Origin of the sequence: Azospirillum sp. TSH64, from assembly GCF_003116035.1 — a bacterium.
Lineage (GTDB): Bacteria > Pseudomonadota > Alphaproteobacteria > Azospirillales > Azospirillaceae > Azospirillum.
In genome coordinates this window covers 101,858-113,853 of sequence record NZ_LGQW01000002.1, presented here as the reverse complement: position 1 = coordinate 113,853, position 11,996 = coordinate 101,858, and the positions used below count along the sequence as shown (strand labels likewise).

General features: G+C 68.6%; 12 protein-coding genes and 1 pseudogene. 4 read left to right on the top strand and 9 right to left on the bottom strand.

Annotated features, from left to right (window positions below; translation table 11 throughout):
• Positions 1-21: 21 nt before the first annotated feature.
• From TSH64_RS00810 to TSH64_RS00800, 3 genes are all read right to left on the bottom strand, one after another.
• On the bottom strand, positions 22-543 hold the full coding sequence (locus tag TSH64_RS00810; protein ID WP_109095258.1) for a hypothetical protein: 522 nt from the start codon (positions 541-543) through the stop codon (positions 22-24).
• A 16-nt stretch (positions 544-559) separates the two neighbouring features.
• On the bottom strand, positions 560-934 hold the full coding sequence (locus tag TSH64_RS00805) for a minor capsid protein (RefSeq protein WP_109095257.1): 375 nt from the start codon (positions 932-934) through the stop codon (positions 560-562).
• A gap of 255 nt (positions 935-1,189) precedes the next feature.
• A complete protein-coding gene (locus TSH64_RS00800; protein ID WP_247872684.1) occupies positions 1,190-2,887 on the bottom strand; it encodes a diguanylate cyclase in 1,698 nt (565 codons plus the stop codon).
• Between the two features lie 366 nt (positions 2,888-3,253).
• Between TSH64_RS00800 and aqpZ the strand changes: the two genes are divergently transcribed.
• A complete protein-coding gene (gene aqpZ, locus TSH64_RS00795; RefSeq protein ID WP_109095256.1) occupies positions 3,254-3,994 on the top strand; it encodes an aquaporin Z in 741 nt (246 codons plus the stop codon).
• 306 nt (positions 3,995-4,300) lie between these two features.
• Here aqpZ and TSH64_RS00790 read toward each other — a convergent pair whose 3' ends face one another.
• The gene (locus tag TSH64_RS00790; RefSeq protein ID WP_146207963.1) at positions 4,301-5,506 is read right to left on the bottom strand and encodes a helix-turn-helix transcriptional regulator; all 1,206 of its coding nucleotides are present in this window, start codon (positions 5,504-5,506) and stop codon (positions 4,301-4,303) included.
• 192 nt (positions 5,507-5,698) lie between these two features.
• On the opposite strand from TSH64_RS00790, the gene TSH64_RS00785 reads away from it, so the two are divergent.
• Together TSH64_RS00785 and TSH64_RS00780 are read left to right on the top strand one after the other, a co-directional pair.
• Positions 5,699-6,187, top strand: coding sequence for a response regulator (locus TSH64_RS00785; protein ID WP_109095254.1), 489 nt, complete (start codon positions 5,699-5,701; stop codon positions 6,185-6,187).
• A gap of 153 nt (positions 6,188-6,340) precedes the next feature.
• Positions 6,341-6,883 carry an HAD family hydrolase gene (locus TSH64_RS00780; protein ID WP_109095253.1) on the top strand — a complete coding sequence of 181 codons (543 nt, stop codon included), beginning with the start codon at positions 6,341-6,343 and terminating at the stop codon, positions 6,881-6,883.
• A 74-nt stretch (positions 6,884-6,957) separates the two neighbouring features.
• On the opposite strand, the pseudogene TSH64_RS00775 reads toward TSH64_RS00780, so the two are convergent.
• The 5 genes and pseudogenes from TSH64_RS00775 to TSH64_RS00755 all read right to left on the bottom strand — a co-directional run.
• Positions 6,958-7,284 (bottom strand): annotated as a pseudogene (locus TSH64_RS00775) (YkvA family protein); the annotation flags it as partial.
• A gap of 12 nt (positions 7,285-7,296) precedes the next feature.
• Positions 7,297-8,151, bottom strand: coding sequence for a nickel/cobalt efflux transporter (locus TSH64_RS00770; RefSeq protein WP_109095251.1), 855 nt, complete (start codon positions 8,149-8,151; stop codon positions 7,297-7,299).
• A gap of 10 nt (positions 8,152-8,161) precedes the next feature.
• Positions 8,162-8,431: a metal-sensing transcriptional repressor gene (locus tag TSH64_RS00765; RefSeq protein ID WP_109095250.1), complete on the bottom strand. Its 270-nt coding sequence runs from the start codon at positions 8,429-8,431 to the stop codon at positions 8,162-8,164.
• Positions 8,432-8,526: 95 nt separating this feature from the next.
• A complete protein-coding gene (locus TSH64_RS00760; protein WP_109095249.1) occupies positions 8,527-9,006 on the bottom strand; it encodes a DUF411 domain-containing protein in 480 nt (159 codons plus the stop codon).
• Positions 9,007-9,046: 40 nt separating this feature from the next.
• Positions 9,047-11,329, bottom strand: coding sequence for a heavy metal translocating P-type ATPase (locus TSH64_RS00755; RefSeq protein ID WP_109095248.1), 2,283 nt, complete (start codon positions 11,327-11,329; stop codon positions 9,047-9,049).
• A gap of 91 nt (positions 11,330-11,420) precedes the next feature.
• Between TSH64_RS00755 and TSH64_RS00750 the strand changes: the two genes are divergently transcribed.
• Positions 11,421-11,867, top strand: a complete 447-nt coding sequence (locus tag TSH64_RS00750; protein WP_109095283.1) for a helix-turn-helix domain-containing protein — start codon at positions 11,421-11,423, stop codon at positions 11,865-11,867.
• Positions 11,868-11,996: the final 129 nt, after the last annotated feature.

Sequence of the window (11,996 nt, the reverse complement as noted above, 5' to 3'; positions counted from 1 at the left end):
CGCGGCCGTGAACCATCGCGGTCAGGCGGCGACGGGGGCGCCGAAGGCGGCGATGCGGTTGCCGGCGGTGCCGTCCGGATAGCAGCTGAAGGTGACCTCGTAGACGCGCTCGCCGCCGTTCTCGTACTTGAAGGTGAAGTTGGGCAGCGGTGCTGCCTTGAAGGCGACGAAATCGTCCTTGGTGGTGGAGGCGGGCAGGGCGGTGGGGTGCAGCTTCAGCGGGGCGGCGATGGCCAGCAGGTCGATGTTGACGCCGGAGCGGATCTCGACCCCGACCTCGGCACCGGCCGCGCCGACGCCGACCGCCTGCGGCATCACCGCCAGCAGCTTGGTCAGGTTGGTTTCCAGCATCGGCACCTTGACCGACACCTCGGTGCCGGTGATGACGTCCTTGAGCGGGGTCTCGCCCATCTGGTCGGCCTTGACCTGATAGTTCGTGGTCTTGACGGTCACTTCGACGCCGCCCTTGGTCGAGCCGAGATCGATGCCGTCGAAGGTGACGTCGCAGATACCGAGGGCGATGTCTTCGGTGGTGATGGCCATGGGTATAGTCTCCTAATCAGGCGACACGCCAGTCGGCGCGGTAGTTGACGATGAAGGTGAAGGTGCTTGCCGTCTCGTCATGGGGCATCAGCGGCTCGTGCTGGGGCAGGCACGAGATGACGAAACAGCCCCCAGCCGGAGCCGCCCGCAGGGTCAGTGCGTCGGCGATCGCCAGGGCGCGGGCCTCTCCGGCGAGATAGTCGGGATCGTGGGTGCGGACCTGGAAGGAAAGCCGGCGAAGGCCTTGCGCATAGTCGCGGCGGGTTCCGCCCCGCGGCAGGAAGACCGATCCCGCAGCGGTGTCCTGCGGCGCCCGGCCCAGGAACAGGGACCCTCCTTCGGTTCCCAGCCCTTCGGCTTCGACGTGTTTGAGCAATGCGTGCAGCAGCATGGCCTCGGGACTCCGATAAGACGGTCAGGGGGGAGGCGAATGGCGGGAGGGCATTCGTCCCAGTGGACCTTCATCCGTTTAAAGGACATAATTCCTTTAAACGGATGATTATCTTACCCCGTGGGCAGGCGCCATATGTTTTTGGAAAAGCTTTCCAGAACAAGGGGGTGACGTGGATTTTCCCCTTGGACGGTCAGCGAAGCCCGGTCCGTCCGCTCCACGGCATGCCCCGGCAGGACAGACCGATCCCGCCGCTCAGGCTTGTTCGACGCGGTTTCTGCCGGCGGCTTTCGCCTTGTACAGCGCGGCATCGACGCGCTGGAGCAGGCTGTCGATGTCCTCGCCGGCCCTGGCCTGGCCGACGCCGATGCTGATGGTGACCGCCCCGCCGCACGCCATCCGCTGCGCGCTCACCCTCTGCCGCAGGGCTTCCAGAACGCCCAGGGCGGAGGGCAGATCGGTCTCGGTCAGCAGCAGGGCGAATTCCTCGCCCCCCCAGCGCGCCAACGCGTCCGAGCGGCGCAGCCGGTCCGACAGGGTGGCGGCGACCATGCGCAGGGCATCGTCGCCTGCCTGATGCCCATGCGTGTCGTTGAAGCGCTTGAAATGGTCGATGTCCATCAACGCCAGGATATAGGGGCGCCCGTACCGCTCGAGCCTGGCCGCGGCTTCGCCCACCGCCTGCTGGAACCGCCGGCGGTTCCACACACCGGTCAGCGGATCGTGCATGGCCGCCTGCTGCAGCTCCGCCTCAAGCCCCTTGCGGTCGGTGATGTCCAGCAGCACTCCGTTGAACAGCACGGTGCCGTCGCTCCGGCGGCGCGGCTGGGCGCGGCCCAGCACCCAGCGTCCGCCGGCGATCTCCATCTCGCCTTCCCAGACCCGGCCCGCCCGGCCAGCCTGCCGCAGGCCGTGCCGGACCCGCGCCCACCCCTTCATCGCCATCACAGGCGCCAGGGTCCGCGCGGCGGTCAGGTCGGCATCCGGCCGCACGCCGAACAGGGAGGCTGCGGCGGTGCTGAAGTAGGTCGCGCGCAAGCCTCCGCCGGGATGGAGTTCGGCCTGGAACACCGCACCCGGAAGGGCATTGGCGAGATCGCTCGCCTGGGCTTCCCGCTCGCGCTCCTCCGTCAGGTCGAAGAAGCTGATGACCACCCCGACGATCCCGTCATTCTTGCGGATCGGGCTGGCGGTCAGCCGTACGGGAAAGGACGTGCCGTCGCCGCGGTACAGCACCGTCTCGATGTCGCGCACCGGCTCTCCGGCCTCCGCAACCCGGAACACCGGATGGGGCCTGACGCCTCCAGTGGCGGTGCCGGGTGGGAAGGCAGGGAACAGGAAGCGTCCGATGTGGCTGCGAATCAGCTCGCTTTCGTGGCGGAAGCCGAAGGCGCTGGTGGCGGTGGGATTGACGAAGGTGACGGCACCCGAGCGGTCGATGCCGCACACCCCGACCTGCACGTTCTCCAGCAGCAGGCGGTTGAACTGCTCGGCCTCGATCACGGCGGTGATGTCGTGGATGATGCACAGCAGAAGCTTGCGCCCGCCGAGGTGGATGGGGCCGGCATAGACCTGCACATCGCGCACCGACCCGTCGGCCAGGCGATGGTGGAAACGCTGCGGATAATGGCCGCCCTCCCAGGACGCGATCTCGCGCATCGCCGGCAGGATCGCCCGCCCGAGCTGGTTGATGTCCCAGACATGAAGGCTGCGCAGCCGGTCGCGGCTGTGGCCGTAAAAGACGGCGGCCCGCGGGTTGGCATCGACGATGGCGCCGTCGCGTCCGGGATCGATCAGCAGGATGGGGGCGGCGTTGGTGGAGAACAGCGCGTCCAGCACGCCGGCTCCATCAATGCCGCACATGCTGCCGTCGGCCGGCCATAAGGGGAAAGCGCCCGGCCTGGGATCGGCGGACGCCCCGCCGTCCATGTCGCGCTCACCCTGCTCCGCCATTGCGAACTCCCCCCATCGATCGCCCAGGATCGGTCGAACGGCCAGAGAACATGCTGCATATCCTGGCAATCAACTCTATAGGGAATCAAGCTTAAACAAAGCGTTGTCGCAAAGTGGGGGAAAGGACCGGCTTGCATTCCGGCAAGGAGGCGTGCCCCGTCCATTCAAGGGCTTCACGGGACAAAGGTTCGGCAGGGCGCCGGGCCCTGTGGGCGACATCCCGATCCGGTTGTTCCACCCCCCTGTTCTTCTGCCACATCCCCCTGCCCGAACGCGCGAACTCCCTCCCGCGGAAGTGGATTTATCCTCGTCTGCGCACCGGCATCCGCCGGCCTTCGGCAACCCTGACAGCAGTGGGAGGTTGGCATGAGTATGATTAGGCGCAGCTCCGCTGAGTTTCTCGGAACATTCTGGCTGGTCTTCGGCGGATGCGGCAGTGCCGTCCTCGCCGCCGCCTTTCCGCAGGTCGGGATCGGATTGCTCGGCGTGTCGCTTGCCTTCGGCCTCACCGTCCTGACCATGGCCTATTCCATCGGCCACATCTCCGGCTGTCATCTGAACCCGGCGGTCACGGTCGGGCTGTGGGCCGGCGGGCGGTTCCCGGCCAAGGACATCCTGCCCTATGTGCTGGCCCAGCTGGTCGGCGCCTTCGCGGCAGCCCTGGTCCTCTATGTCATCGCCACCGGGAAGGCCGACTACAGCCTGGCCGTCAACGGCCTCGCCGCCAACGGGTACGAGGCGCATTCGCCCGGCCAGTACAGCGTCACCTCGGCCCTGGCGATCGAGCTGGTGCTGACCTTCTTCTTCGTGCTGGTGATCCTGGGATCCACCGACCGGCGGGCGCCGGCCGGCTTCGCGCCGCTGGCCATCGGCATGGCGCTCGTGCTGATCCACCTGATCAGCATCCCGGTCACCAACACCTCGGTGAACCCGGCGCGCAGCACCGGGCCGGCCCTGGTGGTCGGCGGATGGGCGTTGCAGCAGCTCTGGCTGTTCTGGCTCGCCCCGCTGGCCGGCGGCCTCGCGGGCGGGCTGGCCTACCGCGCCCTTGCCGAGGAGATGCCGGCGAAGCCCGCCATCACCGGGCAGGCGGAAAGCTCCACCTGAAGCGGGCGCGAAACACCCTTGCCACCGCCCTTATCGCCACCCCCTATCGCCGACGGGACCGGTTCGCAGAGATCCGGTCCCGGAATGGCCCGCCCCCATACCACGCCGATGTCGCAACGATCCGCCGCCGTCCACTGTTATTCAGGCAGGACCAACGGCGCAGAAGGCGTATTCATGCGGCAGTTCGACCCTGACTCCAACCCGATGACGGAAGCCGATTACGGCATCGTGCTGGGCCTGTTCATCGGCATCTATCTCGGCCTCCTGATGGTATCGGCGCTGCCTTGACCGTCACGGCTGCGGCAATCACGGCCCTTCAGGCAGCATCAGGCAGCGGTTCACCAGATTCATCAGCTCGCTTTGGCGGGTGGTTCCGGTCTTGGCGAAGACGCTGCGCAGTTGGCTGCGCACCGTGCTGATCGCCACGCCGCGACGCTCGCCGATCTCGGCCGGGGTCAGGTCGCCCAGCAAATCGACGACGAGGCCGGCCTCCACCGCCGTCAGACCGAACAGGGCGCACAGCCGCCTTCCCAACCCAGGCGCCACCGCGGCCGGATCGACGATGTAGACCACGGCCCGGATGTGCGCACCGCCGCCCCCACCACTGCCCCCGCCATCCGCATCGTCGAACGGTCCCGCAGCCTCGGGCGACAGAGGCAGAACGCTCAGCAGATAGGACGCCCGGCCGGAGGGGCGCGACACCCGCAGGTCGGCCGCTTCCCCCCGGTGCGCCGATGCCCCCTTTCCGCCGGCCGACGCCGCAGCCTCCAGCAGATGGGCAAGCCGGCGAGCCTCGCCCCCCTGTTCAGCCTGCAACCGCCCCTGCACAAGCCGCAGCCCGTCCCGCGCATCGATCATCGCCTGCCCGGCCCGGTTCAGGCCGGCAATCCGCCCGGTGGCGTCGAGCAGGACAACCCCCATCGGCAGCCGGTCGATGGCACGGCCGCTCCAGCGAGCCTCCTCCCGGCCGTCCCGGCCTGCCAGCAACCGGACGCGCAACCGCATCGCCCGCTGGAGATGCGGGGCACAGTCCTGAAGAAGGCGGACCGTCTCGTCGGAAAAGGGGAGGGCATCGGCGGGCCGATGGAGGCTCAGCACCGGCTGCACCGACGAAAGCTCGCCGCCGTCGGACAGGGTGAGTGCGCACAGCCGGCCCATGCCGTGATCCCGCAGCAGCTCGTTGAAGAAGGCCGAGCGCCGCAGAACCGCATCCGGTACCAGCTCCTCGCCGCGGCGGACGACGCAGCGGTTCAGCAGACCGCGCGCCGCTGCGGCGTTCGCCCAGACGTCACGGTGGCGGAAATGCGTGGTGTAGTCGGCCAGCTGCCTGTCGGTGATGTTGTGGCGGGCCCACAATGCCGCGGTCAGGCTGTCATGGCGGGGGGCGGTGGTGAACAGGAAGCCGTGCGTCGCATCGGTCAAGGCGCAGAGCCGCTCCAAAACCCCTCCCCAGCGCTCCGGAAAGGTCACGGCGTCGTAGATAGCCTCGATCAACTGGTCAGCGCTGTCCACTATAGGGAAATCCTCCGTTAGCAATCAATTTCCCGTAGGCAACATTTCTCATTCAAGCGCCATCGGTTGCATATGACCATAGTCCAAGCGCCTCGTCCGTCATGTGGAGGATGCGATCCCGGGAATTTTCCTCAAAAGTCACAGGAAGAGTCCCTGCCGCAGACAGGAGCCTTCGAACCGGAGCACGCCCCCATGACCGCGTCCATGATCGATGACGGCCGAATGGATCATGCCGGCCCATCGCCGCAGCACTGGACGACCGGAAGCCGGGTACGCTGGGCTCTGGTTGCCGACCGCAATCCATTGCTGCGCGAGGGGCTGCGGCTTTACCTGGAGACGCTGGGTTGGGGGGTGGTGGCGGGCCGAACAATGGAGGAAGGACTGGCTCTGCTGGCGCGGTCCCCTGCCGCCTTGTCCGGTGCCATCGGTCCCGACCTGATCGTGCTGGGGGAGACCGGACCGGAGCGGCGGGAAGCCGAAGGTCCGTGGCCATCCGTCTTCGACCGGCTGACCGCGATGCGCGGTGCCGTCCGCCCAGTCCTGCTGTCCATCGCCGAGACCAATCACGACCTGATGGTCCGGGCGCGGAACCGCGGCTTTGAAGCCATCCACATCGATATGCCGCCGCTCAATCTGGAGGAATTGCTGCTCGGCTGCGTCCGTCGCATCGAACGGGAATAAGGTAATGGCGTGATTTCACCATATGTTTTCATGAAGACATGTCATTTTATTTTCAAAGCATCTTGTTTGGGAAAGCGGCATCCGGGTTGACAACGATGCTGCCCAAGCGGCTTCTCAACCCGACCGCCCCTTAAGAGCCCCGCCACCGCCATCATGCCCGACACATCACCCCAAGCCCGGAATGCCGGACGCCGCAAAGCTGCCTTCTTCGACCGCGACGGCGTGCTGAACGAAGACATCGGCTTCGCCCACCGTCCCGACCAGATCACCTGGATGCCGGGAGCCAGGGAGGCGGTGAAGCGGTTGAACGACGCCGGCTTTCTGGTCTTCGTCGTCACCAACCAGGCCGGGGTCGCCCGCGGCCTGTACAGCGAGGAGCATGTGCGCACCCTGCATCGTTGGATGCAGCAGGAGTTGCGCGCCGTCGGCGCCCATGTCGACGCCTTCTATCACTGCCCGCACCATCCCGATCATGGCGAGCCGCCTTACCGCACCGACTGCGCCTGCCGCAAGCCGGAGCCGGGGATGCTGTTGCAGGCGATGGCCGAATGGCCGGTGGAACCGAAGGGCAGTTTCCTGATCGGCGACCGCGACACCGACGTGCAGGCGGCGCAGCGGGCGGGCATCGAGGGAACGCTCTACCGCGGCGGCGACCTCGACGCCGTCGTGGCCGGGATCCTGGCAAGGATGACGTGAGAGCTTAACGGCTAGGACAGCCAGCCTTCAAAGGGCGGTGCCAACCACAGCCACAGGAGAACGCCCGCCGCCAGCCAGAGGGCAACCATGACCGCAGCAGCGGCGACGCTGACCGGCCGGGCGGACCGGCGCGCCGCGGCGGCCCGGTGTTCGGCCAGAAGCTCATGCGGGATCAGGCGGACGACCAGCAGGATGCCAAGCGGCACGATCAGCAGGTCGTCCAGATAGCCCAGCACCGGGATGAAATCGGGGATCAGGTCGATCGGGCTCAGCGCATAGGCGGCGACCGCCATCGCCAGGACCCGAACGCCCCAGGGGGTGCGCGGGTCGCGCGCCGCCAGATAGACCGCCAGCACGTCGCGCTTGATCGCGCGCGCCCATCTCTTTGCCGCCGAAAGCATGATCTGTCCGGCCTATCCCGCCCGCTGAACGGCGGAGGACAGGGAGGGCAAGCCGGCGAGATGGTAGCCCAGCCCCGAAAGCCCATGCAGGCCGACGTAAAGACCGACCGCCAGGATCAAAGCGCCGGAGACATAGGGGGCTTGGCGGGCGATGCGGCCAAAGGCGCCGGACCAGCGGCGCTCGGCATGGCGCATCCCCAGCGCCGCGACCACCCCGGCCGACATCAGGGTCAGCGCCAGCCCGATGCTGAAGCACAGCACCAGAACGCCGCCCAGGGCGACCTCCTTCAATTGCAGGCACAGCAGCAGGACGGTGATGGCGGCGGGGCAGGGGATCAGGCCGCCGGTCAGGCCGAACAGGACGATCTGGCCGGTGGTGACCGGCCGCTCGTCGAAGCGGCGGCGAATCTCCTCGGCATGCGCCCGCGCGTGCGCATCCTCCGGCCCGTCGTCATGATGGTGGTGACCATGGTGATGGCCGTGACCATGATCGTGGTGATGGTCATGATGGCGATGCGAATGTTGCTCCCGCCACGTCCGCACCATCATCCACAGCGCCACCCCGACGATCAGCACCGCCGAGGCGACCTGGAAATAGGGCTCGGTCGTCGCGGCGTCCCAGCCCTGGCCAAGGCGCAAGCCGGCAAGCGCCACCACCCAGACCACCAGCGTGTGCGAAACCGTCGCCGCCAGCCCCAGCAGGACCGCCTGCAACACCGTGCCGCGGATGGCGACGATGAAGGCGGCCATCATGGTCTTGGAATGGCCGGGCTCCAGCCCATGCAGAGCGCCCAGCAGGATGGCGCTGGGAACGAACAGCCAGGCCTGCCCGGCTCCCTGCTGCAACAGGGCGGCGAAATCCGGCATTCCAGCCCCCTCAGAGGTATTTGGTGATCGCCTTGAACTCGGCGATGGAGCGGCGGGACTCCTCCGGTCCGGCATCGACCGCGGCGTCCAGGCAATGGTCGAGATGGTCGTGGATCAGCAGCTTCTTGGCCTCGCGCACGGCGCTTTCCACCGCGTGGAGCTGCTGCGCGATGTCCAGACAGGGGCGTTCGGCCTCGATCATCTCGATGATGCCGCGCAGGTGACCGTCGGCGCGCTTCAGGCGCTTGACGATGTCGGGATGGGAATGGTGCTTGCTCATGCCCCGATCCTATCCCCCCGGAGGGGATAGAGTCAAAGACAAGGCTTGCCGGACCGGGATGGCGCTTGGGCCGCCATCCCGGTCCGGCAAGGAGGTCAGTGGCGGGCGAAGACCTGCGGGCCGCCGGCGGCGCCGAACAGCATGACCTGATAGGGCTGGCCGCTGGCCATATCCATGCCGGGGGCGTCCTGCGGCATGCCGGGGACCGCCAGCCCGCGGGCCTGCGGCCGTTCGGCCAGCAGCCGCGTTACGTCCTCGGCCGGCACATGGCCTTCCAGCACATAGCCACCGACCCGCGCCGTGTGGCAGGAGGCGAGATCGTCCGGCACGCCGGCCATCCGCTTCATCGGCGTCACGTCGTCGACGACATGGACGGTGACGTCGAAGCCGGCCGCGCGCATGTGCCGCACCCAGCCTTCGCAGCATTCGCAGCTCGCCGCCTTCCAGACCTCCACCGCCGCGTTGCCGGCGGGCACGGCGGCGCGGACCATGCCCGGCAGCCCCACGGACCCGAGGCCGAGCGCCAGGACGGCGAGCGCCGCCCCCTGCATCATCGTCCGCCGTGTCATGTTCATAGAATTTCTCCTAATAGAATCAATGTATTGTCCATCACGCTCACGGGCGGACGGACAGAAGGCGCAGGGCGTTGGCGGTGACCAGCACGGTGGCACCGGTGTCCGCCAGGATCGCGGGCCACAGCCCGGTGACACCAAGCACGGTGGTGAGCAGGAAGACCGCCTTCAAGCCCAGGGCCAGTGCGATGTTTTGACGTATATTGGCCATGGTGCGGCGGGACAGCGCCACCATGGCGGCCACGTCGCCGACCCGGCCGTGCAGGATGGCGGCGTCGGCCGTCTCCAGCGCCACGTCGGTGCCGCCGCCCATCGCGATGCCGACATCGGCGGCGGCGAGCGCCGGGGCGTCGTTGATGCCGTCGCCGACCTTCGCCACCCGCTGCCCTCGGGCCTGGAGATCGCGGACGATGCGCAGCTTGTCGTCCGGCAGCAGTTCGGCATGCGCCGGCATCCCCAGCATCCCGGCGACCGCCCCGGCGGTGCGGGCATTGTCGCCGGTCACCATCAGCGAGCGGATGCCGGCGCGCTCCAGCGCCTCGATCCCGCTGCGGGCATCGGGGCGCGGCTCGTCGCGCATGGCGATCAGTCCGGCGGGGATACCGTCGACCAGCAGGACCGAGACCGTCTTGCCCGCCTCGGCGAAGGCGGCGGCCTGGTCCGCCGGTGCCGCACCCAGCGACGATGCCGCAGCCTGGGGCGACAGCAGGGCCAGCAGGCGGCCATCCACTTTGCCGGTCAGGCCGGCACCAGGAAGGGCGGTGACCTCGCCTGCCGCTGGCGGGGCGATGCCGCGTTCGGCCGCCGCGGCCAGGATGGCACGGGCCAGCGGATGGCTCGACCCGGCCTCCAGCGCCGCGGCATCGGCCAGCAGTTCCGTCTCGCTGCCCTGCAAGGGGATCAGGTCGGTGACGCGCGGCTTGCCCTCCGTCAGGGTGCCGGTCTTGTCGAAGGCGACGGTGGTGATGCGGCTCAACGCCTCCAGCACGGCGCCGCCCTTCAGCAGCAGCCCGCGCCGGGCGCCACTCGACAGGCCGGCGGCGATGGCCGCCGGTGTGGAGATCACCAACGCGCAGGGGCAGCCGATCAGCAGCACCGCCAGGGCGCGGTAGATCCACTCCGTCCAGTCGCCGTCGAAAAGCAGCGGCGGTACCACGGCGACCAGCGCCGCCACCCCGACGATGCCCGGCGTGTAGACGCGGGCGAAGCGGTCGATCAGCCGCTCGGTCGGGGCCTTGCTCGCCTGCGCCTCCTCCACCAGCCGGACGATGCGGGCGATGGTGTTGTCGCGCGCCGCCGCGGTGACGCGGACGCGCAACACGCCGTCGGCGTTGATGGTGCCGGCAAAGACCTCGTCGCCTTCGGCCTTCGGCTTCGGCACGCTTTCGCCGGTGACGGGGGATTCGTCGACCGCGCTGCGGCCGGACAGCACGACACCGTCGGCCGCCACCCGGTCGCCCGGCCGCACCAGGATGACCGAGCCCACCGCCAGCCCGGCGGCGGGAACGGAGTGCGGGGCGGCGCCGTCCTGCTCCAGCAAGGCCGTGTCGGGAACCAGCGCGGTCAGGCCGCGGATGCCGGCCCGCGCCCGGCCGGCCGCCACCCCCTCCAGCAATTCGCCGACCAGGAAGAGGACCAGGACCGTCGCCGCCTCCTCCACCGCACCGATCAGCAGCGCGCCGATGGCGGCGACCGTCATCAGCATCTCGATGGAGAAGGGCGTTCCGGCCCGTGCCGCCGCCAGGGCGCGGCGGGCGACCGGAACCAGCCCGACCAGCAGCGCCAGCGGGAAGGCCCAGGGCTCCGCCGCCGGCACCAGCAGTCCCAGCGCCGTCGCGGCGGCCAGGGCCGCGCCGGCCGCCAGGGTCAGCCGAGCCTTGCGTCCCCGCCACCAGGGCGCTTCGGACGCATCGTCGTGGCCATGGGAATGGTTGTGGGAATGGCTGTGGGAGGGCCCATGGGAATGATCATGGGAGTGAGCGTGAGAATGCGGCTGGGCCTCGGCCCCGCAGCAGCCCCCGCCGCGGCTTGACGGTCCGGCCTCCACCACCGGATCGGCAGGGGTGGCGCCGTAACCAAGCGCCGTCAGTGGACGGACCACCGCATCGGCGCCCAGCATGTTCTCATGCGAGACGGTCACCGTCCCGGCGGGCACCGACACCCGCACCTCATGGATCCCCGGCACCCGGCGCAGCGCCGTCTCGATCTTGGCGGCGCAGGAGCCGCAGTCCATGCCGGACACCCGGTAGCGGCTGGTGCGCAGGGCGGTAGCGGCCTGCGTCCCGGCCGGAGGATCGGGAAAGGAATCGGAAATCGGTCCGTGCATGGAAGACGCTCCTCGATCATGGCCGTTGCCGGCAGCTCTTCCAAAGCCTAGATCCTCCAGTGACTGGAGGATCAAGAGGGAAATGCCGACCATGTCCAGCCTGCCCGCCACCCCGCCATCCCCCCTGACCATCGGGGCGCTCGCCAAGCAGACCGGCGTGAAGATCCCGACCATCCGCTATTACGAGAGCATCGGCCTGCTGCCGGAAGCGCCGCGCACCGACAGCAACCGGCGCACTTACGACGGCGGGTCGGTCCGCCGCCTGCGCTTCATCCGCCATGCCCGTGAGCTGGGGTTCGAGGTGGAGGCGATCCGCCAACTGCTGGCCATGGCCGATGATCCGGGCCAGCCCTGCCGGGACGCCGACCTGCTGGCCCGCACCCATCTGGCCGAGATCGAGTCCCGGATCGCCCGGCTGGAAGCCCTGCGCGACGAGGTGCGGCGGATGGTGGAGGGCTGCGCCCAGGATCAGGTGCGCAGCTGCCACGTGATCGAGGTGCTGGCCGACCACACCCACTGCCTGCATGACCGGCATTGAAGTTTGCCGGCACTGAAACCCTGACTGCGCTGAAAACCTTGGCCTGGGCGAAGCACCGTAGCGGGCGGAGGCACCCTATGACCTGGAACCGGTTGCCCAGGGGGCCACGGGGTTTATAGTCAAGCTCAT

Excerpts from the sequence above, each read along its gene's own strand:
- aqpZ (WP_109095256.1), top strand. The coding sequence starts at position 3,254 with ATGAGTATGATTAGGCGCAGCTCCGCTGAGTTTCTCGGAACATTCTGG.
- TSH64_RS00810 (WP_109095258.1), bottom strand. The coding sequence starts at position 543 with ATGGCCATCACCACCGAAGACATCGCCCTCGGTATCTGCGACGTCACC.
- TSH64_RS00750 (WP_109095283.1), top strand. The coding sequence starts at position 11,421 with ATGTCCAGCCTGCCCGCCACCCCGCCATCCCCCCTGACCATCGGGGCG.
- TSH64_RS00755 (WP_109095248.1), bottom strand. The coding sequence starts at position 11,329 with ATGCACGGACCGATTTCCGATTCCTTTCCCGATCCTCCGGCCGGGACG.
- TSH64_RS00765 (WP_109095250.1), bottom strand. The coding sequence starts at position 8,431 with ATGAGCAAGCACCATTCCCATCCCGACATCGTCAAGCGCCTGAAGCGC.
- TSH64_RS00770 (WP_109095251.1), bottom strand. The coding sequence starts at position 8,151 with ATGCCGGATTTCGCCGCCCTGTTGCAGCAGGGAGCCGGGCAGGCCTGG.
- TSH64_RS00760 (WP_109095249.1), bottom strand. The coding sequence starts at position 9,006 with ATGAACATGACACGGCGGACGATGATGCAGGGGGCGGCGCTCGCCGTC.
- TSH64_RS00805 (WP_109095257.1), bottom strand. The coding sequence starts at position 934 with ATGCTGCTGCACGCATTGCTCAAACACGTCGAAGCCGAAGGGCTGGGA.
- TSH64_RS00800 (WP_247872684.1), bottom strand. The coding sequence starts at position 2,887 with ATGGCGGAGCAGGGTGAGCGCGACATGGACGGCGGGGCGTCCGCCGAT.
- TSH64_RS00780 (WP_109095253.1), top strand. The coding sequence starts at position 6,341 with ATGCCCGACACATCACCCCAAGCCCGGAATGCCGGACGCCGCAAAGCT.
- TSH64_RS00785 (WP_109095254.1), top strand. The coding sequence starts at position 5,699 with ATGACCGCGTCCATGATCGATGACGGCCGAATGGATCATGCCGGCCCA.